This window comes from Streptomyces sp. NBC_01549 (assembly GCF_026339955.1).
Taxonomy (GTDB): domain Bacteria; phylum Actinomycetota; class Actinomycetes; order Streptomycetales; family Streptomycetaceae; genus Streptomyces.
Map to the genome: position 1 here is coordinate 6,742,371 of NZ_JAPEPW010000001.1, position 26,937 is coordinate 6,769,307.

The window sequence follows — 26,937 nt, forward strand, 5'->3', positions numbered from 1 at the left end:
CAAGTCCTCGTGTTGGGTCCGACCGGATGGGGCGGGCGGTCAGTTGGCGGCCGGAGAGCCGAAGTAGCGGGAGTTGGCGGCGGCGACGGCGTCCCAGTCGGCGCCGTGCGCGAAGCGGATGACGTCCCAGCGGGCGTTGAACAGGCGGTCCTCGGCGTCCTCGTCCCGGGAGCTGTCCTGCTCCTTGTCCGGGGAGTCCACGAAGACGGCCACGTTCACACCGGGCAGGCGGTAGACGAAGTCGGGGGTCGCCATCGCCTCGGTGAGGAACGAGCCCGGTTCGTCCGGCAGCCGCAGGCCGCGCGCCTTCGCCCAGCCCACGAAGTCGCCCTGAGCGGCCAGTTCGGCCACCGATGCCTCGACCGGTGTCGGCTCGGCGGGGGAGGAGGGGGAGGACTGGTCGAGCAGCCGCAGGTACTGCTCCGAACGCGACTCGCCGCGCGACTCCCGTCGGGCCTTCGCCGACGCCAGCCGCACGAGCAGGTCCCGCACCGAGTGGCGGTTGATGAGGGCGTGGTTGAGCTGGTTGCCGTACGTCAGCAGGCACTCGTAGCAGCCGAGCGCGCACGGCCGGTCCGGGTGCGGGCCGCCCTGGTCGGTGCCGTCCGCTTCGAAGTGGCAGATGTCCAGGGCGCGTACGGCGGCCTTCCCCAGGGCGTCGTCCTCCGCCTGGAGGCGGCGCAGCACACCTGCTCCGCCCTCGGCGGCCTCCGTGAAAAGGATGCGGTTGCGGGGGCCGTCGTCCGGCGGCAGCAGCTCGCTGGACAGCTCGGCGTCCTCCAGCTCGAAGGCGGCCTCGATGCCCCGCTCCAGGGCGTACATCAAGGAGAGCGCGACCGGCTCCGGCAGCGGCTCGTCGAGGGTGACGACGAGGATGTTGCGGCGGTCCTCCACGTACGGGATGACCCGCTTCTTGCGGCGCCGCTCATTGCCGTCCGCGTCGATCACGGGCAGCTCGCTGGAGTCGCCGGACGCCTCGGACGCGTCCTTGTCGTTCATCCAGCGGCCGTCCGCGAGGTCCAGCCAGTACCCGGCCGGCTCGTCGTTCTTGGCGCGCACCCGGCCGATGTTGGTGATGCGCACGGTTGCCGAGTCGCCGTACGCCACGTCGGCGAGCGGCACGCCCGAGGCGTCGGCGATCGCCGCGTTCAGGCGGCCCTTGCGGGTGCCGTGGTCCTGGAAGCGGTAGGACGTCTCCAGCTTGAAGCCGGCGCGGCGCCTTTCCTCCTCGTCGGAGGAGATCCGCTCACGGCGCGTGGTGTACACGGTGTGCAGGTGCAGCAGGCCGTACGTCGCCGCGCCCAGCGGCTCGTGGCACATGGCGCAGCGGTCCTCCAGCTGCTCCGGATCATGGTGGTAGCCGCACTGCGCGCAGCGGCGGGCCTCGCTGGTCGCCAGCTCGCCCGAGGAGTCCGGCGGCAGCTGGATACGGGTCACCTGGTAGCGGGCGCCCTCGTGGTAGATCAGCGCACCCGGGCCGAACTCGCGGATCGCGAGGAAGCGCGGCCGCTGGAGGTAGTCGCCGTCCCCGCGGCGGCGGCCGACGGTCGGGATGTACGCGGCGAGCGGGAGCCGCGGGAAGCTGTAACCGGGCAGGAAGCCCTCGGACGCCAGATAGCGGTACGGGTTGAAGTCGGAGAGGACCGACTTGCTGTCGGCGCTCTCGTTCATCAGCAGATTCAGCTGTGTCTCGGCCTCACGGCGGCGGGCGTTGGCGCGGATGCGGTCGCCCTCGGTGAGGCTGTAGTCGAGGCGGCGCTTGTTCTGAATGTACTGGTCGTCCAGCGCGGAGCGGAACAGCTGCCGCCAGCGGTCGAAGGCCCGGTCGAAGCGGGTCGCCACCGTCCGCACACGGTCCTGGATCCAGTCGTCGTGCCACCACGTGGTCTCGGCGAAGTCGGGCAGGAGCGGGCCGAGGACGCGCAGGGCCGCGTCGACGGTGCGGCGCCGGGCGCTCTCGTCGAGGGAAGCCGCGAGCATGTCCGGCAGCAGCTCCAGCGCGGGGTTCGGGCGGTCACCCGTGTCCGGGTACGACACGTCGAGCACCTCGGGGACGGCACGGCCCAGCTTCAGGCCGGCCTCCGCGATCCAGATGCCCTGGAGGTGGGAGAGCACCAGGTCCTCGTTGGCGAGGTCCAGGCGCGGCGGGGCGACGGCGCCCGCGACCATGCGCTCCGAGCGGCGGAAGTAGTACTGGTCGTGGCTGTTTCCCGTCGCGCAGTACGTGGTCACGAGGGCGGGCTGGCCGCTGCGGCCGGCGCGGCCCGAGCGCTGCGCGTAGTTCGCGGGTGTGGGCGGCACGTTGCGCATCATCACCGCGTTGAGCTGGGAGATGTCGACGCCCAGCTCCATCGTCGGGGAGCAGTACAACAGCTTCAACTCCACCTTGCGGAAGGCCTCTTCACGCTGCTCCCGCTCCTCCGGCGAGACCTGCGCGGTGTGCTCGCGCGCGAACAGGCCGGACAGGGTGCCCGCCGCGTCCTTGTACAGGTCACGGAAGAAGGTGTTGACGCGCGGGCCGTCGCCGCTCTGGTAGGTGCGGGTCAGCGGGTCGTGCGTGCCCCTCTCGCCCCTGCCCGCACGCCAGACGAGGGACTGGGCGGCCACCCGGTAGCCCGTCGCGGCCGGGGCGGAGGACCGGCGGTAGCGGCCCGCGCGCTGCGGGGCCTCCGTCACCTCCTTCACCAGGCCCGCCTTGGCCAGAACCTTCAGCAACTCCTCGATGACCAGCTGGAGATCGGCCGGATCGAGCGTCTTGAACGACGTGTCCGCGCGGCGCAGGTACTTGCCGAACTTGCCGCGCGCCGACAGGAACAGAGCCGAGCGGTCCATGCCCGGGCGGGACGGGTGCGGATAGGCCGTGCCGACCTTCGGCTTGTCGGCGGCGGACAGTATCCAAGGGTCGATCAGCCGCTCCTCGCTCGCCCGCTGGAGCGAGTCGAAGTCGTCACGGAAGTACGAGACGTCGATGGCGAGGGAGCGGCGCATCTCATTGAGCAGCGCCTTCATGACCTCGGCCCGCAGCGCCGGGTCGGCGTCGCGCAGCGCCTCGTGCGTGCCCGCCCACCGGTCCTGCTTGGCCGCCACCCAGTCCAGGTCCTCATAGCCGATTTCCAGCAGGCCGGTCTGCTCCAGGTTCGGCATGGTGATACGCCAGCCGCGCTCCAGATCCAGATAGAGCCGGAACGCGATCACGTCACGGAGGGTCTTGGCGGCGTTGCGGGCGAGGGAGGGCGGCAGATCGCTCTCGCCGGTGTAGTCGGCCGGCTCGATGGCGAGCGCGTTCGTCACCGACGAGGCCAGTTCCTCGTGGTGGACGCCGTCCTCGCCCGCGTCCAGAGCCGCCCGGTACAGGGCGCCGCGCAACTGCGTGATCTGCACGAAGTCGTTGAAGTGACCCGCCTGGAGGGACGCGTCCTGTCGGTTGTCGACGAACGTGAGGAGCTTGCGCGCCTCCTTGTCCAGGCTTTCCTCCGGCACCGACTTCAGCGAGCGCACCACCGACGCGGAGATCAGCGAGGTCGCGGAGGACCGGCCCTCCTGGTCGAGCGTCGCCAGCTTCGCGAAATCCCGGCCGCGCGTCTGCTCGTAGGCGACCCCGCAGTGCAGACAGAAAAGGAAGGGGGAGGGAACGAACGCGGCCTGGAGTTCGCCGCTCCCTTCGCGGCCGCGCGGATCGACGGTGACGGCACGCGGCACCCGGTCGCGGTACGACTTCTTCACGACCTCCTGGCCCTTGTCGTCCAACTCCAGCCAGGACTCGGGCAGTCGGCGGTCGTCCACGGCGTACTGGACGTTGGACGGCCAGGCCCGCTCGTGGTCGACGTACAGATAGCCGTCGCCCTGTCGGCCGCCCGTCGCGGAGGTGTCCCGGCGCGCTTCGTACCGGACCTCGCCATCCTTCTCGGTCCGCCATACCGTCAGATACTCCTGGCCGCACTCCCGGCAGAAAGCCAGCGGCATCAGCAACTTGCCGTCATTGCCCGGCTGTTCGAGCTGGTACGAGCGGGTGAGGTGGCGCGAGAGCTTGTCTTCCAGGGTGACGTACACGGTGTCGCCCTTGGAGAGGAACTGGTGCAGCCGGAACGCGAACAGCGGCCGCTCGGTCACCGGGTGCAGTGCCTGCGAACCGGCCTCCAGAGTGGCGCGGATCGCGGCGACACACTGGTCCTCGGCGACCCCGGACTCCTCGTGCAGCTCCTTCGCCGCGACCTCGATCTTCGTGGGCTGCTGGCGGATCAGCTGCCCGGTGGCCTCGTTGGTAGCCAGGCCGAAGCGGGTCTCGATCCAGCGGGCCAGCGGGTCGCGTACGAGATCGTCGTACGCGCGCGGCGCGGCGGGCGAGTTCAGACGCTCCGCGGGAACGGCGTCGGGTGTTTCGTGGGTCGCGCGGATCAGGGTCTCGCCGATGACCCGCTCCGGGTGCACCGGCGCACCGAACAGGGTGCTCGCCACTCCGGCGACGACCTTCTTCTGGTCGTCGAGCGTGCCCTCCGTCGACATGGTGGCCGACGTGCCGATGCACTGCAGGTCCTGCGCCTGGCAAGCCTCGCGGACGCGGCGGATCAGCAGCGCGACGTCGGCGCCCTGCCGGCCACGGTAGGTGTGCAACTCGTCGAAGACCAGGAACTCCAGGCCCCGCGCCATCTTGATGAGGCTCGCCCGGTCGGCCGGGCGGGTCAGCATCAGTTCCAGCATCACGTAGTTGGTGAGCAGGATGTCCGGTGGGTAGTCGCGGATCTCCTTGCGCTTCTCGTCGTCCTCCTGGCCCGTGTACCGGGCGAAGGTGACCGGCTCGCGGCCCGTGCCGTAGCCGTCGCGCAGATACTTCTCCAGCTCCTTGAGCTGGCTGTTGGCGAGCGCGTTCATCGGGTAGACGATGATCGCCCGTACCCGCTTGGGAGCCTTCGGCCCCTCGGCGTCCCGCTGGTGGAGCACCTTGTTCACGATCGGGACGATGTACGCGAGCGACTTGCCGGACCCGGTGCCCGTCGTGAGGACGTACGACGCACCGGACGCGGCGGCGTCGATGGCCTCGCGCTGGTGCTGGTGGAGTGTCAGCGGGCGGCCGTCGGGGACCGTGCCGCCCTCGGTCTTCTTCGCCTGGAAGATACGGGCGCACTCGTCGTGCAGGACCTTCTGCCCGGCGAGTTCGACCACCGTGCCGCCGCTCTGGAAGAACGGGTTCAGCGACAGCCACGGGTCGGGCCACTGCGACTTGCTGTTGAGGTCGTCCTCGACGAACGCCGCGATGCGGTCGTCACGGATGACGGTGCCGCCCTCGGTGAAGGAGCGGTAGTCCTTGATGAGGGTGCGGTGGACGCCGAAGACGTCCATGCCCGCCCCCGAGGCGGTGACCGGCGCCGGCTTCCGGGCGGTGGCCTGCCCTGCGGGGGCGTGGGCAGCGGGATCGCGCAGGGGGCGGGTCGGGTCCAGGGCGCCCCAGTGCGCCAGCCGCGGCATGTCCCCGTCCTGGTTGGCCAGCGGAAGCAGCGCGTCGCGTACGGCGACGGCGTCCGCGGGACGGGCCGCCGGATCCTTGGCGAGCAATCGGTCGACGAGACGGGCGAGCTCGGTGGGCACCTCGCTGCGGATCACGGCGATGGGCGTAGGCACCTCGCGCGTGTGCTTGGCGGCCAGCTCGAACGGAGACTCGCTGGTGAACGGCGGTACGCCCACGAGCATCTCGTACAGCACACACCCCAGGGCGTACAGATCGGCGGCCTGGGTGACCCGCTTGGCCTCGAACTGCTCCGGAGCCATGTAGCGGGCAGTGCCCACACTGACGCCGGTGCTGGTCAGCCGGGCCTCATCGGGGTCGTCGACGATGCGTCCCATGCCGAAGTCGAGGACCTTGACGGTGCCGCCCCGGGTGAGCATGACGTTGGCGGGCTTGAGGTCGCGGTGGACGACCTCGACGGCGTGTGCGGCGGCGAGGCCGGACGCGATCTGGGCGCCGATGGCGGCGGCCCAGTTGACGGGGAGCTGCCGTTCCTCCTCGATGAGGTCGCGCAGCGTCTCGCCGTCCAGGAACTCCATCGCGAGGTAAGGCAGACCGTCCTGGTCCTCGGCTACCCCGCCGGCGACGATCCGCGTGAGGTTGGGGTCGTCGAGGAGACGCATAATGCGCACTTCGCGAGCGAAGCGGTCGGCGGCTTTGGGGTCGGCGCCGGTGTCGATCCGGGTGCCCGTGCGGCGGCGCAGGATGGTCTTGACGGCGACCGTGCGGTCAGGGGTGCCCTCGGCTGCCTGGAGATCCTCGGCCCGGTGGACCTCACCCATGTTGCCCTTGCCGATGACATGCCCGATGCGGAATCTGCCGTCCAGCAGCTCCTGGCTCACTGCCGCTCCCCTCGTCCTCTGCTGTCTCGTTCCTGCCCCCGCGCGGGAGGGTAAGGAAACGGAACGTGCCCCCTGCATGCGTTGCCGCACTGCTCATCGTGACAGAGCGGACCTGCGGTGTCCGCAACCGTACACGAAGTTGGGTAATGCCGGTAGGCTTTCAGTCTGTTGACATTGTAAACGCGTCGCCATACGCTCTGCGGTGTCATCGGGTAGGGGGTGGGCGGTGTGAGGCACCAATCCGTCGGAGGGCGTGGGGCGCCAGGTGGTGTGCCTGGGCGGGAACCTGGCCGCGCCGCTGGGGAGGGGCAGGGGGCCCAGTCGGGTCGTGGACCCGGAATGAAGGCCGCCCTGACGGGACTGCTCACCCGCCTGCGTCATGCGGCGGTCGACGGCGCCGTGTCGGAATCCGTGTTCCTGGAGCAAGCCGGCGCGCTGGGACTCGGTGACGTCGAGCGGGAACGGCTTCGCGAGGAACTGGCAGGGCTGGGGCTGCCCGTCCTGGGGGCGGTGGTGCATGCAGACGGTGACGGTCCGAATGTGGAAAAGGTTGCACGGATCCGTGAAGAAAATGTGTCCAGTCCTGTTTTCCCCTCTGGCGACGTGGTTCGGGCGCTGCTGAGCCGGTACGCCGACCCCGAGGGGTATGTGACCCCGCGCGCACTGGACGGCGTCGCCCGTCTGGCCGGACTCGGTGCGCGAGACGCGGCGGCCCTGCGGGCCGGGGCGCGTGTACGGGGCGAGGCCGTCGCAACGGCGGAGGCGGCGGTTACGAGTGCGGAGACCGCGGTGAGGCTCACCGACGTCGAGGAACACGAACCGGAGGGCGTTTCGGAGGACGAGCCCTACCCGTGGCCCGAGACGACGACCGGAGGGGGCATCGGGGACCTCACGGCCGCTGTGGCCGCCGCGCTGACCGTCCTGGAGAACGACCGCTTCCGGCGGCGACCGGACATGCATCTGCTGAGTGCCGAGGCGGAAGTCGGACTCGCCGTGCTGGTACGGGGCGGACCGGACCGCATGGCGGAGGAACCCGACGACGATACTCTGAGCGGCCTGCCCCCCGACGACCTCCGGATCCGCGCCCGGGACTGTCTCGTCCTGCACAACCAGCGGCTCGTGCACAAGATGGTGCCCCGGTATCTGGACCAGGGGTTGGACTACGACGACCTGTTCCAGCACGGCGCGCTGGGGCTGATGCGGGCGGCGCGGAAGTTCGACCCGGCCAAGGGCTTCAAATTCTCGACGTATGCGACCTGGTGGGTCCGTCAGTCGATCAGCCGGGGTATCGCGGACGAGGGCGCCGTCATTCGCATCCCGGTCCATATGCACGAACAAGTTCGCAAGGTGGCGCTGGCGGAGCGCACCCTCGCGATACAGGGGCGGCCCGCCGGAGTCGCCGACGTGGCTGTGTACTGCGACATGACCATGCAGAAAGTCGAGGAAGCCCGGAAGCTGAGCCGGCGCACCGACTCCCTCGACCGGGTCATCGGGGACGGGGTCACCCTGGGCGACTTCATCGGGTGGACTAATCCACTGCCGCCGGTGGAGAAGGGCGTGCTCGACGCGATGTTGCTGGGGCAGGTCATGAGTGTGGTCGACACGCTCTCCGAACGCGAGGCCCATATCCTCGTCCGGCGCCTGGGCCTGGACGGGGATGAGCCGTCGACCCTGGACGAGTTGGGCAAACAGATCGGACGGACCCGCGAGCGCGTCAGGCAGATCGAGTCAAAGGCCAAGACGAAGTTCCGGTATCGGTTGGTAGAGGCCGGGCTTACCGCTGCGTACCGGTACGACGGGGGCCTTGAGAAGGAATCCGGCAGGGCCGGGGAGCCGGCCGGTAGGCAGCGAGCCGGCAGCGGAGCAGGGGCCGGAGCGGGGGCCCGGAAGGAGAGTTCCGGGGTAAAGCGGGTGCCCGACACGCTGCCCAACACCGCACCGAAGCAGGCTCCGCTGGAAGTAATGGCACAGTCCGTCGAAGCGGGGGAGACGCTGGATGGCGAAAGCCTCAGAGAGCAAACGGCGGCCAAGCCCGGCGATCACACCGCACCTGGTGAGGCATTGACGGACTCTGCGACGGACACGCCGTCGGAGGCTCTCACCGCACTTACGGTTGAGCCCGAGGAGCCGGCGGACCGTAGGTCCGAGGAGCGCTCGGATGATCCCCCACCGGTGACGGAGCGGGGGCTTGGACCAGTGGTCAACGCGCAAGATGCCGAGTCGAGTATCGGGTTGGTCCCGAAGCCGCGCACGGAGCCGGTGCTGGAGTCCGCCCAGGAGCGTTCACGTTCGGCGCAGGCCGTCACTGAGGCGAGCGGGCCGTCAGTCCCTGAGCCGGTGGTTCCCGAACCCACGCAGTACACAGCGGACTGGCAGAAGGCGCTGCGGATGCCGACTGGGTTCGGCGGGGGAGTGGCGTGGCTCGCCGAGTATGCGCTGCTGGCGGTGGGGCATGCGCAGCTCATTGTGCTGCTCGGTCCGTCCTCAGCCGACGCCGTGGCGCGTGCCGTGCGGGACAGGGGGGTGCTCGACCGGCCGGTGACAACGGCCCTGGAGGTATTGCGGCGCGTGTTCGACGCCGTGAAGGAGGCTGGGCTGCGGCCGGAGGATTTCTTCGAAAGACCGGCCGAGGCACTGGTCGGCATGACTCCGCGCGCGTATTTGGCGGCCAAGCCCCTGGTGCTGAGCGAGTCGCGCCTCGCACTGCGTGACTCCTTGCGGGAGTTCGTCGCCGAGGTCCCGCTGCGTGCCGGCCAGGGAGCGGCGCCCGCCGACAGTTCGCCAGGCAGCTTCGTGGCGGGGCCCCATTCGGAGCCGGGTCCAGGGCCCGAGGACAGCGCGCAGGTGCGTGTGGCCGGAGTGCCGGACGAGGGCATAGCGGCCTCACCCGACGGCCGCCGGGCGGACGTGTACAGCCCCTCGCCGAAATCGCCGGACGAGGACCGGCCCGGGGTGGCTCGCGGGGATGGGCCGCTTGAAGTCGGCCGCAACCAGGTGGACACAGAGGCCAACACCGTGCCAGGCAGCGAACGACCCCAGGACGACTTGGCCGGGCCGCAGGCCCCGCCACTCAGAGCGGGTAACCCGTCGGCCGACCACGGCAGTGCTGACGCACCAACGGCCCAGGAGCAGCCCGTGTCTCTGCTCAAGGCCGGGCGTCGATCCGCGTCCGCCAGGACCCCGGAGGAGACGCTCCGGGCCGGGACCGCAAACCGCGGCATCGGGTGGGGAGAGGCGGAGCCCGATGCTGAGCGGCGTCTCACCGACGTACGCCGTGCGTACGAAGCCGAGCTGACGCGCGAACGGGACGAAGCCAGGCGGCACCTCGCCGAGGAGCGGCAGGCCGCCGACGCCCGGCGCATCGCTGCCCCTGCGGACACCGAGCAGCAGCTCGACGCCCTGGAGGAGACGCTGCTGCGCCGAGCGGACAGGGCTCTGCTCCGCAAAGAGCAGCACCTGCGCGCCCAGGCCGAGGAGCGGATCGCGCGCCTCAAGGACGGGCATCGCGAGGCGCAGCAGACCCTGGTCGAGCGGGCCGAACACGCCGAGCTGAGGGAACGCGCGGCACGGACAGCCCTGGCCGCAGCAGGCGAGCGCGGTGCCCGGGCGGAGCAGCGCGCCAATGACGCCGAGCAGCTCGCCCGTACGGCCGAACAGTGCGCGAACGATGCGGAACAAAGGGCGAGTACGGCCGAAGAGCGGGCAGCAGTACTGCACCTGCGGGCGAACGAAGCCCAGCGGCGGGCGGAGGAAACCGGCCAGCGGCTGCGGCGCTACCGTGAGGAAGGGGAGGCCCGCATCGCGGGCCTGGAGCAGCGGCTGCGGCAGGCAGAGGCCCTGCTCGCCGAACGCGACGGGACTCTCCGCGCCGCCCAGCAGCAGGCATCGGCCCAGGTGGTGGCGGCCGAACAGCGGGCCGCGGCGCGGATCGCCCAGAGCGAGCACGACGCCTGGGCCCGCATCACCGAGCTGCAGCAACAACTCGCCGCCGAACGTGAAGCCGCCGCAGAGCGTTCCACGCTTCGGGATCGCTGGCGCCGGTCCTGACCCCAGGCTCCAAGCCCCGCGCGCCCCACACCCCGCACCACTCGTACCGCTTCAGGAGCACCACCATGGACCCCAGACAGGAACTCGTCTCCTACCTGCACCGCCGGCTCGTCGGTCCCGCCTCCGGGGAACACGAGCTGCTCGAAGCGCCGCCCGACCGCGAGTACCTCATGGGCACGCTGTATCCGCAGGAGGCCGACCTGCAACGGCAGTTGGACCTCGCAGCGGAGGAGCTCGATGGCGCCGGCACGGAGGGCGGCGCCGAGGACACGGCGCCCGCGGCGGACCCCGTGCCCGAGTCCAACTCCTGGCTGCCGTCCTCGCTCGGCCTCAGCTTCTACACCGACGCCACGACCATCGACGTCCGCTGCGCCGGAGCCCGCTACAAGACTCTCGCCGCCACCGGTGAGCGGGGACGCCGCTGGGAACGCGTCCCCCTGCCCGAGGAGACCCACGCGCTCGGACCCGACCGGGACCACGTCCCCGTGCTCGACGGACGTGCCGAGATCCGCGTCCGCAGGCGCGCCTTCGGTTCCGGACAGCTCGTCACCGTCGCCCTGGTCAACACCGCCCACCACGAACAGGCGCTCGGCAAGGCCGCGCAATGGGACCGGATGCTCTTCCAGGTCGAACTGGAAGCGCGGCCCGCGGACGGCGATGTCCTGCCCTACCCGAGCGTGCGGCTGGCCAGCCGTGACCTGGAGGAACAGGAACTGCGTCTCCAGTACCGGCACGTCCGCACACACGCCGTCGGCCATGGATGCGCGGTCGAAGAACGGTATGCCTTGCACGACGAGCGCGGCGAGCGGGCGGTAGTGGCTCTGAAGGCCGCCGTCATGCCGGAGGCCGAAGTCAGCGGTGTCCGGGCTGCCGGCTTCACCGGATCCCCCGTACTGAACGTGCTCCACCTCGCCGATCCCGCCGTGCCCCTCGCCCAACTTCACGAGGAACTGGCGGAGTTCGCCGCCGACTACCGAGCCTGGTACGTGGGACAGCTGAACACCGAGGTCCCCGCGTGGGGCCGAGAGGCCGCCGACCGAATCCTGGCCCGCATCAACGCCGCCGTCACCCGGATCGAGTCCGGCGTCCGCACCCTCTGCGATCCGGCGCGGCCCGAGCTGCTGCACGCCTTCCGCACCGCGAACCGTGCGATGGCGCTCCAGATGCGGCACTCCGCCGGCGATCAGGCAGGTGAACGCCGCGCCCGCCGCGACGCGGTGCTCCTCGACCCGGAGCCGAGCCCGGATGCCGAATGGCGGCCCTTCCAGCTCGCGTTCTTCCTGCTCGCCCTGGACGGCGTGGCCGACCCCCGGCACCGCGACCGGGCGACAGCCGACCTGATCTGGTTCCCGACCGGCGGCGGCAAGACGGAGGCCTATCTCCTGCTGGCCGCGTTCGCCATGGTGCTCCGCCGGGGTGAGGAGGACGGTGGGGGCACCGCGGTGCTGAGCCGCTACACCCTGAGTCTGCTCACCACCCAGCAGTTCCAACGCGCGGCCACCACCATCTGCGCTCTGGAGACGCTGCGCCGCGCCGACCCGGCTCCCTACGGGGACGAGCCCTTCTCCATCGGCCTGTGGGTGGGCGAGGCCACCTCCCCGAACTCGTACGAGAAGGCACGCGCGGTCTTCGACGACGTGCGCGGTGCCGCCCGGCCCGACGACGTCTTTATCCTCGACCGCTGCCCGTGGTGTGGCACACGCATCATGCCTGCCCACAAGTCGCCCGACATCGGGGACTACGGAGTACGCGCCACCGCCGACTCATTCACCTTCTACTGCCCGCGCGAGGAGTGCGCCTTCCACGACGAGCTGCCCGTCGCCGTCGTCGACGAGCAGCTGTACGACCGGCCGCCCACCTTCATTCTGGGCACCGTGGACAAGTTCGCCCGGCTCGCATGGGAACCGCGCTCGGGACGGCTGTTCGGCGCGGGCAGCGGGAACCTGCCGCCGTCCCTCGTCATCCAGGACGAGCTGCACCTGCTCACCGGCCCGCTCGGCACCACCGTCGGCCTGTACGAGGCGGCAGTGCTCGGGCTGTGCACCAACCGCGACGGCATCGGGCCCAAGGTCGTAGCGTCCACGGCGACGATCCGCCGCTCCGGCGAGCAGATCCGCGCCCTCTACGGCAGCGGCGCCCAGCTCTTCCCGCCCGCCGGACTCGACGCCCGGCACTCCTACTTCGCCGAACCCGACACGTCCCGGCCCGGCCGCCGCTACCTCGGCGTCATGGCCCAGGGACACACCGCGGGCCGCGCCGCCGTCGCCACCGCCGCCGCGATGCTCCAGGGTGCCTACGAACTCCCAGAGGAACACCGAGACGCCTACTGGACGCTGGTCGCCTACCACCACAGCCTCCGCGAACTCGGCCGTACGGTCACGGCCGCGGCCGATGACATCCCCGCACAGCTCACGGGGCTGGATTCGGGGTCGGGAATCAGGGGACTGGCGGACCATCAGGTACAGGAACTCACCAGCAACCTGCCGCGCGCCGAACAGCCCGTCCTCCTCGACCGGCTCGAAAAGCCCTGGGCCGACCCGCAGTCGGTGTCGTTCCTGCCCTGCACCAACATGCTGTCCGTCGGCATCGACGTGAAGCGGCTCGCGCTGATGCTCATGCAGGGGCAGCCCAAGACGACGGCCGAATACATCCAGGCCACGAGCCGGGTCGGCCGGCATACCGTGCCCGGTCTCGTCGTCACCTTCTTCAACGCCACCCGTCCCAGGGATCGTTCGCACTACGAGACCTTCGACGTGTACCACCGCTCCCTCTACCGGCACGTCGAACCGACCAGCGTCACCCCCTGGTCCGTCCCCTCACGTCGGCGCGCCCTGCACGCCGCGCTTGTCATCCTCGTACGCCACCGCCTCGGCCTCGCCGCCGAGAACCAGGCCGGGCACATCCTCGACCGGCTGCCCGAAGTGGAAGCCCTCGTCGGGGAGCTGGCGGTGCGGGCCGCCGCCGGTGAACCGTATGCCGCCGACGCCGTGCGCAAGGAAATCGCGGAACTCCTCGCCGACTGGGAGGACGCCGCGCGCGAGGCCCGCAAGGACGGCCGCGAGCTGTACTACCGGAGCCAGGGCAAGGGACAGTCCAACCTGATCAAGAGCTTCGAGCAGCGCTACGGCCTTTGGGAGACACCGAACTCCATGCGCAACGTCGACCGGGAATGCCAGGTGATGGTGAAGGGGGCCGACCTGTGAGCCGCACACTCCGCGTACGCCAGTCGCAGACCGTTCTGCCGTTCGGCGTCGGGGCCGTCTTCGACATCCAGGGCGAGTCGTTCGTCGCCACGGGTATCGGCGACTGGCCGCAAAAGGCCAAACAGCGCGTCGAGTCGCCCCGGCTCGCTGGCCGGCTCGGCGTCACCGGCTTCTACGCGGCGCCCCCAACGGCCAACGACCGCTTCGACACCCCCGACGCTCCCGGAGCTCCCTACATCCGTTTCCCGTCCTGGCTGTTCTGCGGGGCCTGCCGCCGTATGAAGCGGTGGCGCATCGCCGACGAAAAGCCGGGACAGCCGCCCCGCTGCCCGTCCTGCTCACCCGGCCGGACCCTCGCCCCCATGCGGTTCGTTCAGATCTGCGCGGCCGGTCACCTCAGCGACGTCGACTGGTGGTTCTGGGCTCACTCGCGGCGAGAAGCAGGCGAACGGCGGCAGTGCGGCGAACGCGAGAAACTCCGCTTCCTCGTGTCCGAGCGCGCCTCCGGCCTCGAAGCGCTTTCCGTCACTTGCACGGCCAAGGGGTGCGGGGCCTCCCGCGACCTGCTCGACATCCTCGGCACGCACGGCATGCGCTGCTCGGGACGCAACCCCTGGCAGCGGGTCAGCGAGGCCACAGAGTGCGTCATGCCCGTACAGATTGTGCAGCGCACAGCGGGCAACCTGTACTACCCGGTAGTGCACTCGGCGCTTGACATTCCCGAGTCGGACGCGCCCGCGTCGCAGGGAGACGAAGAACTCGCCGGACGCGTACGCGAGCACGACCTGTGGGTGTCGCTCTGCCGGGTCGCCGGCACCCCGCGCGCCGACGTCCTCCGCACGATGATCCAGGAGGACACCGGAGCCGACGACCAGCTCCTCGACGCCCTGCTTGTAGAGGAGACCGGGCAGCCCCTGCCCATCGCATCATCCGACCTGGCCACGGCGCCCGCGCACCCCGACCTCAGCCGCGAGGAATGGGCCGCCTTCACCGCGCCGACCCCGCCCGCCACCCGGGACTTCGCACTGCGCGAGACCACCCTCGGACTCGGACAAGAGACCGCCGAACCCTGGGCCGGCCTAGACCGCCGCATCGGCCGGATCGTGCTTGCCGACCGATTGCGCGAGGTACGCGCACTGTCCGGCTTCAGCCGGGTCTCCCCGGACGCGGCCCTCGTCCCCGCCGACACCGCCCGGCGCCTCAATTGGCTCCCGGCCGTCGAAGTCTTCGGAGAGGGCATCCTCCTCACCCTCGACAAGGACGAACTCGCCGCATGGGAAGGCCACCCAGGGGTGGGCCGGCGCGTCGCGGGCATGCGCGCCGACTTCGACCGCTCCTTCCAGAAGGAACGGCTCCGAGCCCTGACCGGGGAAGAACTCTCCCCGCGCTTCGTCCTGCTGCACACCCTCGCCCACCTGCTGATCCGCCAGCTCTCCTTCGAATCCGGCTACACGACGGCCAGCCTGCGCGAACGCGTCTACGCACGCCCCGAACACGACCAGTACGGCATCCTCGTCTACACCGCCGCGGGAGACGCCGAAGGCACCCTCGGCGGGCTCGTGCAACAGGGCGAGCCGCCGCGCCTCGCCGAGACCCTGCTGCGGATGACCGAAGCCGCCGCCTGGTGCTCCGCCGACCCCCTCTGCGCCGAACACACCGGCCAGGGCTTCGGCAACCTCAACCGTGCGGCTTGCCACGCCTGCGCCCTGCTGCCCGAGACGAGCTGCGAGACCGGCAACACCCTCCTCGACCGTGCTCTCGTAGTCGGCGGCGAACAGGTACCCGGCTACCTGGAGTCGATCGTCACGGCCGCCCGGAGCGCCGCGGTGGATGCCCTGGAGGAGATGTGACCCTCACCTACCTCGACCTTGTACCGGAACAGCGCTCCTGCCTCGACGGCCTCCCCTTCGACGGCAATCACCTGATCAGTGGTCCGCCCGGCAGCGGCAAGAGCCTCCTGGCGGTCCAACGGGCCATCATGCTCGCCCTCACCGGAACCTCGGTAGTCCTGTTGACCCGGTCCAATCTGCTCCGCCAGTCACTGACCGCGACCGTACACGCGCTCGGCCCGGCGGACCGCAGCGTGCGCGTGGCGACCGCACACGCGTGGCTCACCGAGTGGTACGGCGGACAGCCCCCACGCGGCACGGACGGCTGGTTCGACTGGCCCGCCTTCTACGACCGTGCCGTGGGGACCGGCCCGGTGCCCGGACTCACCCTGGTCGTCGACGAAGGCCAGGACCTGCCCCCGGAGTTCTATCGCCTCTGCCGTCTGCTCGGAGCCCGAACGACGGTGTTCGCGGACGAGTGCCAGCGGCTGACCGACGCCAACTCCACGCTCTCCGAGATCGCTGAGCGGTTGGGCCGCTGTACACGTCTCGCGCTTGACGGCAACCATCGCAACACACGCCAGATCGCGTCCTTCGCCGCCCACTTCAACACGGGGACCGGTCTGCCTGCCCTCCCACAACACGAAGGGCCACCCCCGCGATTGCACCGTCTGCCGCACGACGGCGCAGCCGACCTGCTGATCCTTCTGGCGCAGAGGCACCCGCAGCAGAGCATCGGCGTGATCGTGAACTCCACCCACACCCAGTTCTCACTGCTCGGCAGTCTGGAGCGCAGAGCACCCCGGCTCAAACCACAGCTGTACACCTCCCGGGCCCGAGCGGCACAAGGCCGTTACCGCACGTTGGACCTCGGCCGCCCGGGGATCGTGCTCGTCCACCGGGCGAGTGCCAAAGGGCTGGGCTTCGACACCGTCGTCATCCCCGACACGCATACAGACGCGGCGGTCGATCCCACCTCGGCCGCCCTGCGCATGACGTATTACGTTCTGGCAACCCGAGCACGACGTGAACTCCATCTGGCATACGAGGGAGAAACGGAGCCACCTCTGTGCGCGCAGGTGGGGCCCGGTGACCTGCTGCGTGGATGACAAAGGCTGTGGAGGCGCGCCGTCGGTTCCGCCACAGCCCGAGCTGCCGCCCGTGGTAACGAATCACTACTAAGCGGTTCCCAGCAAAACGTGCCGGCTGGGACGACGCTGCACCCCCTTTCGGTTCCTGCCGTGGCGAAGCCGCTGAAGAGGGACTTCTCTCGAGTAATTACGGGGTACGGGCCGACACGTCGGTGCTGGTGCTTCTGCCTTGCCGTCCGAAGCGGGGCGAACTGCGGGTTACGGCCCGTTGGGTTCGAGCAGATGGGACATTCATCGTGCTGGTAATGGGCGCCGGCTACTCGCGTTGGATCACGGCCCGGTTGCTGCCGTCGCGATCGGCGCGGACCTGACCGCCGGCCACTGTCGCATGCAGGCTGGGCCCAGTGCCGTTTCGCCGAAGTGGGCCCGATGTAAGAGTCTCTGACGCGTACCAGAACAGCAGCCAGGAAGCCGGGTGGGAAACGGGCGCTTGGGGTGAGGGAACGCCTGACCTGCTAGGTCATCGGGAAAGTCAGCCATGTGGCAGCGTGACTTATCAAAGACCTGGGAAGGCTGACCGAATATTCGAATCGATGTAGTCTGCGGAGACCGCCCTTGACCTGCACAAAGTGGGCAGGGAGCAGATAATTCGGGAGTGTCTCCATGCTGCGCACCATGTTCAAATCGAAGATCCACCGTGCCACCGTCACCCAGGCCGACCTGCACTACGTCGGGTCCGTCACCATCGACGCCGATCTGCTGGACGCGGCGGATCTGCTGCCGGGTGAGCTCGTGCACATCGTCGACATCACCAACGGCGCCCGCCTGGAGACGTACGTCATCGAGGGCGAGCGCGGTTCCGGGGTCGTCGGGATCAACGGGGCGGCGGCCCATCTCGTGCATCCCGGAGATCTGGTGATCATCATCAGTTACGCTCAGGTCTCCGACGCCGAGGCGCGGGCACTGCGGCCGCGGGTCGTGCACGTGGACCACGACAACCGGATCGTGGCCCTCGGCGCCGATCCGTCCGAGCCGGTGCCGGGCTCGGACCAGGAGCGCAGCCCGCAGGCGGTCACTGTCTGAATCCCCGGGCCCGGGGTGTGGGCCGAGCAAGCAGACGACCTGAGGACGCGAGGAGTGCCATGAGCGACATAGAGATCCGCGACGACCGTGCGGGCGGCCGCCTTGACGCGTTCGCCGGGGACGAAGTCGTCGGCCACATCGAGTACTTCGTCCTCGAGGCCCCCGCGCGCGCCCTCGTCCCCGTGCACACCATCGTGGAACCCGCACACGAGGGGAAGGGCATCGCCGGCTCCCTCGCCCGTGAGCTGTACGGCATCGCCGCGCGCGAGGGCATCGTGGTCGCGCCCCTGTGCCCGTACGTCGTGAAGTGGGCGGCGCGTCACCCCGAGGAGGCTCCGGCGGCCGACCCGGAGCTGCTGGGAGCGGCGATGGCGTGGCTCGAGGCGCACCCCGGGCGCTTCTGATGAACCGGCCGGGTCCGCTCGCCCTGCTGCACACCTCGCCCCTGCACATCCCCGTCTTCGACGCGCTGCGCGACGAGGACCACCAGGGGCTGGAACTGCGGCACCTGGTGGACGAGGAGCTGTTGGCCCGGGCCCGGCGCGAGAGCCCGGCCGCGGTGGCCGGTGAGGTACGGGCGGCGCTCGACCGGGCCGTCGCGGACGGGGCGCATGCCGTGCTGTGCACCTGCTCGACCATCGGCGCCGTCGCCGAACAGGCGGGCGCCGGGGTACCCGTGCTCCGGGTGGACCGTCCGATGGCCGCCGCCGCGGTGGCAGCGGGCTCCCGTGTGGTGGTCATGGCGACGTCGGAGAGCACCTTCGGGCCGACGGTCGCCCTCGTCGAGGAGGAGGCCCGCGGCGCCGGGCGCTCCGTACAGGTCCGTACCCTGCTGGTCGACGGGGCGTGGGCCCGTTTCGAGGCGGGCGACATCGACGGCTACGTCCGTGAGGTGGCGGCGGCCGCCGACTCGGTCACCGACGCCGACGCGATCGTCCTCGCCCAGGCGTCCATGGCCCCGGCCGAGCGGCTGACCACGACCGCGGTTCCGGTGCTGTCCAGCCCCCGCCCGGGGCTCGCGGCCGGCGCGGACGCGGTGCGCCACGGGTAGACGGGAAGCCGGGTCCGTCTGGTCCAACCGGTCCGCACCCCGTGCGCGCCGGGGTGACTGGGGGAGCGGTGGCCGGGTACGCGTGGGACAAGTCCAGGGCCGACGTATCGACTGGCTGGAGGACACCATGACGCATCCGAATCCTGATCCGGTGAAACCGGGCCCCACGCCCGGGCCGGGCCCCGACCGCCCGCAGCCTTTCCCGGAACCCCACCCCTTCCCGGACCCGACGCCGGACCCGGGTCCCCACCCCGAACCGAAGCCCACCCCTCCGCCGTCCCCGATCCCGACCCCACCCGACCCCGAGCCGACCCCACCGAGCCCCGGCCCGGTGCCGCCGGGCCCCGAGCCGGTTCCGAACCCCGAACCGGGACCTCCGCTCACGTGAACAGCCGGGCAAACGGGTGAGACGAGGGCACGCAAGAGGCCGTCACGCCCCGGGTTCTCGGGATGTGACGGCCTCGGCGGCGCGGAATGCCCGTGCGCCTGCCTACGCCTCGACCTCCGACCGGTCGCCGCCCCACAGGGTGTGGAACGAGCCCTCCCGGTCGACGCGCCGATACGTGTGCGCCCCGAAGAAGTCCCGCTGCCCCTGCGTCAGGGCGGCGGGCAGCCGCTCTGCGCGCAGCGCGTCGTAGTAGGCGAGGGCCGCGGAGAAACCGGGTGCGGGCACGCCCTGGCGGGTGGCGGCCACCAGGACCTCGCGCCAGTCGTCCTGCGCCGCCGCGATCTCCCGTGCGAACGTCTCGTCGGACAGCAGGCTCGGCAGATCGGGCCGGGCGTCGTACGCGGCGCGGATCCGGTCCAGGAAGGCCGCCCGGATGATGCAGCCGCCGCGCCAGATCGAGGCGATGGCACCGAGGTCGATGTCCCAGTCGTACTGGTCGCTGCCCGCGCTGATCTCGTGGAAGCCCTGCGTGTACGACACGATCTTCGAGGCGTACAGCGCCTGCTCCACCCGGTCCGCGAAGGCCCCCGCCTCCGACTCACCGAGCGGCTTCGCCTTGGGGCCCGCGAGCCCCCGGGAGGCGGCGCGCAGGTCGGCGTGTCCGGACAGCGAGCGGGCGAAGACCGCCTCCGCGATGCCGGACACCGGGACGCCCAGGTCCAGCGCGATCTGCACGGTCCAGCGGCCCGTGCCCTTCTGCTCCGCGCGGTCCTGGACCACGTCCACGAACGGCTTGCCCGTCGCCGCGTCCACGTGCGACAGGACCTCCGCCGTGATCTCGATCAGGTAGGAGTCGAGCCGGCCGGTGTTCCAGGTGCGGAAGATGTCGGCGATCTGGGCGGGGGAGTATCCGGCGACATCGCGCAGCAGCTGGTAGGCCTCGCCGATCAGCTGCATGTCGGCGTACTCGATGCCGTTGTGCACCATCTTCACGAAGTGCCCGGCCCCGTCGGGACCGCAGTGGGTCACACAGGGAGAGCTGTCCGGCGCCTTGGCGGAGATCTTCTCCAGCATCGGACCGAGCGAGGCGTACGACTCCTTCGAGCCGCCCGGCATGATGCTCGGACCGTTCAGCGCGCCCTCCTCGCCGCCGGAGACGCCCGTACCGACGAAGTGGATGCCCTGACCCCGCAGGTCGCGCTCCCGGCGCCGGGTGTCCTCGAAGTGCGCGTTGCCACCGTCGATGATCATGTCGCCGGGCTCCAGGAGCGGGGCGAACTCCTGGATCACCGCGTCGGTCGGCTCACCGGCCTTCACCATGATCATCAGACGTCGCGGCCGCTCGAGCGCCTCGACGAACTCCTTCGCGGTCTCCGTCGACACGAAGTCGCCCTCGTGGCCGAATTCCTCCACCAGCGCGTGCGTCCGGGCCGAGGTCCTGTTGTGCACGGCGACCGTGTAGCCGTTGCGTGCGAAGTTGCGGGCGAGATTGCGCCCCATGACCGCGAGACCCGTGACGCCGATCTGGGCTGACTTGCTCATACGGTTGGCTCCTAAGAGATCCGGTAAGAGGTCCCGGTATTGGTGGGTATCGGTCGGTGTCGCTGCTGTCGGTGGTTCTGCCGTTCCTGTTCGTCAGTATTCCTCCGGCCATCCTGACGCGTCGGTGAGGGGTACGCAGAGGAACGACCCGCCGTGCGCCCCGGGCGGCGGGGCGGCGCCCGGGGCGCACAGCACGGCCGATTGCGCTCTTGTCATGGCCTGTTCGCGGCGTTTACTTTTGCCGCTCCTGACGCATGTCGAGGGGGCTCCCACATGGCCGTACGCGGTCGGCACCGCCGGTATCAGCCGAACAGGATCAACCGCGCCTCACTCACCGTCACGGCGGGCGGCGCCGGAATGGCACTCCCGCTGATCGGCACCAGCGTCGCGCACGCGGCCGACGTGGACACCTGGAACAAGGTCGCCGCCTGCGAGTCCACCGACAACTGGAGCATCAACACCGGCAACGGCTACTACGGCGGACTGCAGTTCACCCAGTCCACCTGGGAGGCGTACGGGGGTCAGGTCTACGCCCAGCGCGCGGATCAGGCCACCAAGGACCAGCAGATCGCCATCGCCGAGAAGGTACTCAAGGGCCAGGGGCCCGGTGCCTGGCCGGTCTGTTCGGTGCGCGCCGGTCTCACCAGGGGCGCAGGCACTCCCGACATCGCCCCGGCAGCCGAGCGGACCGGCACCGAGTCCGGCACCTCGCCCCGGACCGGTAAGCGCTCCGTTCGCGACGTCCAGCCGCAGACCACGCCCCAGTCGCGGGCCGGGACCGCCGAGATGTACACCGTGGTCCACGGCGACACACTCTCCGGCATAGCGGGATCCCGCCACGTACAGGGCGGCTGGCAGGGGTTGTACGACGCGAACCGCGCGACCGTCGGCTCCGACCCGGACCTGATCCTCCCCGGCCAGCGGCTGAACCTGCGGGGCAAGGGCCAGACGCCGGTACACACCGAGAGCACTCCCTCGTCCACGTCGAAGAAGGCGAAGACCTCCGGCAAGACCTCTTCGCACAAGACGTCCTCGCACAAGACGTCCTCGGACACCGCCAAGAAGACCGACACGCTCGTCGCCCCCGTGCACGCCGCGACCGGCACGCCCTACCGCGCCGCCGGGGCGTCCTGGTCGAAGGGCTACCACACGGGCGTCGACTTCCCCGTGCCCACCGGCACCTCCGTGAAGGCGGTCGCCGCGGGCCAGATCGTCAGCGCGGGTTGGGGCGGCTCGTTCGGTTACCAGGTGGTGATCCGGCACGCCGACGGCCGGTACACCCAGTACGCCCATCTGTCGGCGATCTCGGTGAAGGACGGGCAGAGCGTGGTCGGCGGACAGCGCATCGGCCGCTCCGGCTCCACAGGCAACAGCACGGGCCCGCATCTGCACTTCGAGGTGCGGACGGGACCCGGTTTCGGTACGGACATCGACCCGGTCGCCTATCTGAGGGCGGGCGGCCTCAGGATTTGACGCGTGTGCGGTGGTGGTCCAGGAGGGGTGTCGCCACCACGTAGGGCCCGCACAGGGGTCCGAAATAGGCCAGCGGGGGCGGCGCGTCCTCCTCGGACGACTCGAGCGAGTCGGAAGAGCCGGACGCGCTCTCCGCGGCCCCCACCGTCACCGGAGCCGGTACGAAGACGTCCTCGCCGCGGTCGGCGCCGAATCCGTCTCCGAGACTCGCGCCGAACCCATCTTCGAGACCCGCGCCGAATCCGTCTCCGACAGCCGCGCCGAACCCATCTTCGAGACCCGCGCCGAACGCCTCCCCGAGATCCGAGCCGAACGCCTCCCCGAGACCCACCAACGCTTCCCCGCGGTCCGCGACCGTCGCGGCCTCGTGGACCGGTCCCGTGGACTGCTCCGGCAGCGCGGTGAGCAGCAGTGCCTCGAACGCGGAGTCCGGCGTGGCCGGTTCCGGCTCGGGCTCGGCCACCGCGGCGGCGGGTGCCGCGACCTCGGCGGTGTGCCGGGCGCTGCCGATCTGCTCGGTCGTGAGCAGGATCAGACCGCCCGCCGCGACGACTCCGCAGGCCAGCGCGAGCACGGTGCCCGTCTCGCCGTAGCGGAAGGTCTCGCCGAACATCGTGATGCCGACGGCGGCGGCCACGACGGGGTTGACGACCGTCAGCGTGGCCAGCGGCGCCGCGAGTCCGCCGCCCCGGTAGGAGGCCTGCGACAGCATCATCCCGGCCGTCGCGAAGACGCCTATGAGGGCGAGGCTGGGCAGGTCGGAGAGCGACACCTGGTGCGACCAGTCCACCGCGACGGTCTTGGTGAACACCGAGGACATGCTGAAGGCTATGCCCGCGCCCACCGCGAGCATCACGCTGCGCACGGCCGGGTGCCGGTGCGCGGCGCGTCCCGCCACCATGAACGCCACCACCGCGCCACCGGACACCACGGCCAGGACCGTGCGCTGAGCGGTGCTCAGGGACTGCGAATCGGCCGAGCCGACCAGCGCGAGCAGGACCGCGAGCCCCACCGTCGCCATGATCGCGCCGCGCCAGGCGGTCGCCCCGGCCCTGCGGCCGACGAAGACGGCCGCCATGGGGAGCGCGAACACGATGGTCAGCGCGCCCAGCGGCTGCACCAGGCTCAGCGGGCCGTAAGCGAGCGCCACCACGTGCAGCACCCCACCCAGACCGTTCAGAGCGACGGCCGCCCACCAACTCGGCCGGCGCAGCGGCGCGTACGTCTGGTCGGGAGAGGTCAGCGCGACCTGCTCCTGGACGATCGCGCCGCCCGCGTACGCAACGGCGGAGACGAACGAGAGCAGGACGGACAGCGCGAGCGCGCTCATGAGTCCCTCCTCTGCGTGCGGCGGGGGCGCTGTGCCCGGCGCGGCGAACGGTCGGCCTTCATACTCACTACGATGCCTCGCGCATCCCTTCACGTCGTCGTACCTGAGCAGGCAATGAGTCGTACTGCCGATGGAGTACGACTCGCCCCATGTCCTCCCCTGGGTGGGCGACATGAGGAGGAGACCCTCCGGTGAGAACCCCTAGGGGGCTTGGTACTACTGGTTTTCGTGGACCTCGATCCGGAACTCGCGGCGCTCGGCTCGCTCGGCGGCTTCTTCGTACTACGCACCGGCGTACCGCCGCGCGCCCCGCTGCCGACGCTCGCACAGGCGTACGCGTCCCCCCGGGACGATGATCCCAGAGATGTTTCGTCGGATCCTCTGAATTTTCGCGTCCGGAAGGTCTCGGCGAGCCTGCGGGCGCCCGAGGCCCGGATCGCGGTCTCGGTGGCGCAGCAGGGCCTCGCGGCCCGTCTGTGGTCGGTCTCGCTCGGTGCCGCCGCGCTGTACGGGCGGCTGCCCGACCTCGATCCAGGACTGCTGCGGTGGGATCCGGACGGCAGCGCTCCGGACGACCTGTGGCTGTCCGAGGTACGCGCCCTGCCCGTGGCGGCGATAGGAGAGGTCGTACGAGACGGCCACCTCGCCCCGCTGGCGACGGCTCTGCGCTCCCGATACCGCATGTCGGAGGCCCTGTTGTGGGGGAACGCGGGCTCGGCGCTCGCGGGTGCCTGGCGTCAGCTGCACCGCTGGGCCGAGGTCAACGGCCGTACGGACGTGGCCGATCGGGCCCGGGCCCTTGCCGCCGACCTGTTCACGCATCCCGACCTGTCCGCGACCGTCGACCCCCGGACCCTGCGCCGCCGCAGCTGCTGCCTCTACTACCGCCTCCCCGGCGGCGGCCTCTGCGGCGACTGCTGCTTCGACCGCCCGCCGGAGCGGACGCGGGGCAGAGCCCCGGGCCGCCGCTGAGAACGGCGGTCTTCCCCAGGCGTCCCTTCTGGGTGACCATGAAGGGCACCAGCCGGTATCCGGTACGACGGGGGGCTCTGCGTGCGAGTGGGACTGCTGACCCGGGAGTACCCGCCGGACGTGTACGGCGGCGCGGGCGTCCATGTAGAGTTCCTCGCACGGGAGTTGCGGACCCTCACGGACCTGGACGTGCACTGCTGGGGCGAGGGCGCCGCGGGCGGCGTCGTACGCCACCGGTCCTGGTCCTCGCTCGACGGCGCCAACGACGCGCTGCGCACGTTCTCCGTGGACCTCGCCATGGCCGCCGCCGTCGAAGGCCGCGAACTCGTCCACTCGCACACCTGGTACGCCAACCTGGCCGGCCACTTCGGCAAGCTTCTGTACGGCATCCCGCACATCATGACCGCCCACTCCCTGGAGCCGCTGCGCCCCTGGAAGGCCGAGCAGCTCGGCGGCGGCTACGCCCTGTCCAGCTGGGCCGAGCGCACCGCCATCGAGGCCGCCGACACCGTCATCGCCGTCTCCGGCGCCATGCGGGAGGACATCCTCACCTGCTATCCCGCCCTGGATCCGGCCAAGGTGCGCGTCGTGCACAACGGCATCGACACCGCCCTCTACCAGCCGGACCACGGCACGGACGTCCTCGAGCGCCTCGGCATCGACACCGCCCGCCCCTACGTGCTGTTCGTCGGCCGCATCACCCGCCAGAAGGGCGTGCCCCACCTGCTGCGCGCGGTACGGGACATCGATCCGGCCGTCCAGGTGGTGCTGTGCGCGGGCGCCCCCGACACCCCCGAGATCGACCGGGAGTTCCGTGACCTGTTCCAGGAACTGAGTGGCGTACGCCAGGGGCTGCACTGGATCCCGCAGATGCTGCCCCGGCCGGACGTCGTCCAACTCCTCACGCACGCCGCCGTCTTCGTCTGCCCCTCGGTGTACGAGCCGCTCGGCATCGTCAACCTGGAGGCGATGGCCTGCGGAACGGCCGTGGTGGCGTCCCGGGTCGGTGGGATACCCGAGGTGGTCGAGGACGGTGTGACGGGTGTTCTGGTGCCGGTCGAGGAGAACTTCGAGGCGGGTCTGGCGCTCGCCCTCGACTCCGTGCTCGCCGACCCCCAGGCCGCCCGGCGGATGGGCGAGGCCGGACGGGAGCGCGCGGTAAGGGAGTTCGGATGGGACGCGGTGGCCCGGCGGACCGTCCAGCTTTACGAGGAAGTCCTCAAACCGGGGTAACCATCGGACAGGTGTAGTTCAGCGACGGGGCCGGCCCGGCACAGCGGGCGCGGCTCGACCGGGCTTAGAGGGGCGGCGGCATGCGGCGCGGTGGACCTTCGGTGCTGGGAATCGTACTTGCGGGTGGAGAGGGCAAACGGCTCATGCCCCTCACCGCGGACCGCGCGAAACCCGCGGTCACCTTCGGCGGGACGTACCGCCTGGTGGACTTCGTGCTCTCCAATCTCGTCAACGCCGACATCCTGCGCATCTGCGTCCTGACGCAGTACAAGTCGCACTCCCTGGACCGCCATGTGACCACGACCTGGCGGATGTCGAGCCTGCTCGGCAACTACGTCACACCGGTCCCGGCCCAGCAGCGGCTCGGCCCGCGCTGGTACCTGGGCAGCGCGGACGCGATCCTGCAGTCCCTCAACCTCGTGCACGACGAACGGCCCGACTACATCGCGGTGTTCGGCGCCGACCACGTCTACCGCATGGACCCGCGGCAGATGCTGGCCCAGCACATCGAGGGCGGTGCGGGTGTGACGGTGGCCGGGATACGAGTGCCGCGCGCCGAGTCCTCCTCCTTCGGGGTCATCAGCCCCGGCTCCGACGGACAGACCGTGCAGGGCTTCCTGGAGAAGCCCGCCGACCCGCCGGGCCTGCCAGACGACCCCGAGTGCGTCTTCGCCTCGATGGGCAACTACATCTTCACCACCAAGGCTCTGGTGGAGGCGCTCCAGCGGGACGCCGAGGACGCGCACTCGGTGCACGACATGGGCGGATCGATTCTGCCCATGCTCACCGACCGGGGCGAGGCGCAGCTCTACGACTTCAGCGACAACCACGTGCCCGGTGAGACCACCCGAGACCAGGGCTACTGGCGTGACGTGGGCACCCTCGACGCCTACTACGACGCCCACATGGACCTGATCGCCGAACGCCCCGCCTTCAACCTCTACAACCGCAGCTGGCCCATCTACACCAGTTCCGGGCAGCTCTCCCCGGCGAGATTCAACGCCGGGGGCATCGCCGGCGAGTCGATCGTCAGCGCGGGCAGTCTGATCCGGGGGCAGGTCACGCGGTCCGTGCTCTCGCCGGGTGTCGTGGTCGACCCGGGAGCCGTCGTCCAGGGCTCGATCCTGCACGACAACGTCCACATAGGGCGGGGCGCGGTGGTGCGGGGCGCGGTCCTCGACAAGAACGTCGAGGTGCCGCCGGGTGCGACGATCGGCGTCAACCCCGAGCGGGACGCGGATCTCTACACGGTCTCCAAGGGCGGGGTGATCGCACTGGGGAAGGGCCGGATCGTGTCGTAGCGGCCGGCGGTGACGGACGACGGCCCCGGTGCGCCCGTGCGCCACGGGGCCG

Annotated in this window: 14 protein-coding genes; 11 read left to right on the top strand and 3 right to left on the bottom strand. The window is 70.6% G+C overall.

Annotation, left to right across the window (positions count from 1 at the left end; genetic code table 11):
* Positions 1-39: 39 nt before the first annotated feature.
* Complete coding sequence (locus OG819_RS30140) at positions 40-6,342, bottom strand: protein kinase (protein ID WP_266651715.1); 6,303 nt, start codon at positions 6,340-6,342, stop codon at positions 40-42.
* Between the two features lie 339 nt (positions 6,343-6,681).
* On the opposite strand from OG819_RS30140, the gene OG819_RS30145 reads away from it, so the two are divergent.
* The 7 genes from OG819_RS30145 to OG819_RS30175 all read left to right on the top strand — a co-directional run bounded on the left by OG819_RS30145 (position 6,682) and on the right by OG819_RS30175 (position 18,646).
* Positions 6,682-10,389, top strand: coding sequence for a sigma-70 family RNA polymerase sigma factor (locus tag OG819_RS30145; protein WP_266651717.1), 3,708 nt, complete (start codon positions 6,682-6,684; stop codon positions 10,387-10,389).
* A gap of 65 nt (positions 10,390-10,454) precedes the next feature.
* Complete coding sequence (locus tag OG819_RS30150) at positions 10,455-13,592, top strand: helicase-related protein (protein ID WP_266651719.1); 3,138 nt, start codon at positions 10,455-10,457, stop codon at positions 13,590-13,592.
* The gene (gene drmB / locus OG819_RS30155) at positions 13,589-15,442 is read left to right on the top strand and encodes a DUF1998 domain-containing protein (protein ID WP_266651721.1); all 1,854 of its coding nucleotides are present in this window, start codon (positions 13,589-13,591) and stop codon (positions 15,440-15,442) included. Before OG819_RS30150 ends, drmB begins: the two co-directional genes overlap by 4 nt.
* Complete coding sequence (locus tag OG819_RS30160; protein WP_266651723.1) at positions 15,439-16,530, top strand: DNA helicase; 1,092 nt, start codon at positions 15,439-15,441, stop codon at positions 16,528-16,530. The genes drmB and OG819_RS30160 overlap by 4 nt, the downstream gene beginning before the upstream one ends.
* A 645-nt stretch (positions 16,531-17,175) precedes the next feature.
* The gene (gene panD / locus OG819_RS30165; protein ID WP_097223864.1) at positions 17,176-17,595 is read left to right on the top strand and encodes an aspartate 1-decarboxylase; all 420 of its coding nucleotides are present in this window, start codon (positions 17,176-17,178) and stop codon (positions 17,593-17,595) included.
* Positions 17,596-17,654: 59 nt separating this feature from the next.
* Entirely contained in the window at positions 17,655-17,999 is a 345-nt protein-coding gene (locus OG819_RS30170) for a GNAT family N-acetyltransferase (protein ID WP_266651725.1), read from the top strand.
* Positions 17,999-18,646: an aspartate/glutamate racemase family protein gene (locus OG819_RS30175; protein WP_266651727.1), complete on the top strand. Its 648-nt coding sequence runs from the start codon at positions 17,999-18,001 to the stop codon at positions 18,644-18,646. Before OG819_RS30170 ends, OG819_RS30175 begins: the two co-directional genes overlap by 1 nt.
* Positions 18,647-19,136: 490 nt before the next feature.
* Here the strand turns inward: OG819_RS30175 and gndA are convergent, their stop codons facing one another.
* Entirely contained in the window at positions 19,137-20,576 is a 1,440-nt protein-coding gene (gene gndA, locus OG819_RS30180; protein ID WP_266651729.1) for an NADP-dependent phosphogluconate dehydrogenase, read from the bottom strand.
* 273 nt (positions 20,577-20,849) lie between these two features.
* On the opposite strand from gndA, the gene OG819_RS30185 reads away from it, so the two are divergent.
* Positions 20,850-22,049, top strand: coding sequence for a transglycosylase family protein (locus OG819_RS30185; protein WP_266651731.1), 1,200 nt, complete (start codon positions 20,850-20,852; stop codon positions 22,047-22,049).
* Here the strand turns inward: OG819_RS30185 and OG819_RS30190 are convergent.
* Positions 22,039-23,379, bottom strand: coding sequence for a DMT family transporter (locus tag OG819_RS30190; protein ID WP_266651733.1), 1,341 nt, complete (start codon positions 23,377-23,379; stop codon positions 22,039-22,041). The two genes, OG819_RS30185 and OG819_RS30190, sit on opposite strands and share 11 nt — an antisense overlap.
* 228 nt (positions 23,380-23,607) lie before the next feature.
* Between OG819_RS30190 and OG819_RS30195 the strand changes: the two genes are divergently transcribed.
* The 3 genes from OG819_RS30195 (at position 23,608) to glgC (ending at position 26,885) form a co-directional block, all read left to right on the top strand.
* Positions 23,608-24,351 carry a (2Fe-2S)-binding protein gene (locus OG819_RS30195; RefSeq protein ID WP_266651735.1) on the top strand — a complete coding sequence of 248 codons (744 nt, stop codon included), beginning with the start codon at positions 23,608-23,610 and terminating at the stop codon, positions 24,349-24,351.
* An 81-nt stretch (positions 24,352-24,432) separates the two neighbouring features.
* Entirely contained in the window at positions 24,433-25,584 is a 1,152-nt protein-coding gene (gene glgA / locus OG819_RS30200; protein WP_266622373.1) for a glycogen synthase, read from the top strand.
* 80 nt (positions 25,585-25,664) lie between these two features.
* Complete coding sequence (gene glgC / locus OG819_RS30205; RefSeq protein WP_266580408.1) at positions 25,665-26,885, top strand: glucose-1-phosphate adenylyltransferase; 1,221 nt, start codon at positions 25,665-25,667, stop codon at positions 26,883-26,885.
* Positions 26,886-26,937 lie beyond the last annotated feature (52 nt).

Bases quoted from the DNA above. Each gene is read 5' to 3' on its own strand.
- OG819_RS30145 (WP_266651717.1), top strand. From the start codon at position 6,682: ATGAAGGCCGCCCTGACGGGACTGCTCACCCGCCTGCGTCATGCGGCG.
- OG819_RS30185 (WP_266651731.1), top strand. From the start codon at position 20,850: ATGGCCGTACGCGGTCGGCACCGCCGGTATCAGCCGAACAGGATCAAC.
- OG819_RS30150 (WP_266651719.1), top strand. From the start codon at position 10,455: ATGGACCCCAGACAGGAACTCGTCTCCTACCTGCACCGCCGGCTCGTC.
- OG819_RS30190 (WP_266651733.1), bottom strand. From the start codon at position 23,379: ATGAGCGCGCTCGCGCTGTCCGTCCTGCTCTCGTTCGTCTCCGCCGTT.
- gndA (WP_266651729.1), bottom strand. From the start codon at position 20,576: ATGAGCAAGTCAGCCCAGATCGGCGTCACGGGTCTCGCGGTCATGGGG.
- OG819_RS30170 (WP_266651725.1), top strand. From the start codon at position 17,655: ATGAGCGACATAGAGATCCGCGACGACCGTGCGGGCGGCCGCCTTGAC.
- panD (WP_097223864.1), top strand. From the start codon at position 17,176: ATGCTGCGCACCATGTTCAAATCGAAGATCCACCGTGCCACCGTCACC.
- glgC (WP_266580408.1), top strand. From the start codon at position 25,665: ATGCGGCGCGGTGGACCTTCGGTGCTGGGAATCGTACTTGCGGGTGGA.
- OG819_RS30175 (WP_266651727.1), top strand. From the start codon at position 17,999: ATGAACCGGCCGGGTCCGCTCGCCCTGCTGCACACCTCGCCCCTGCAC.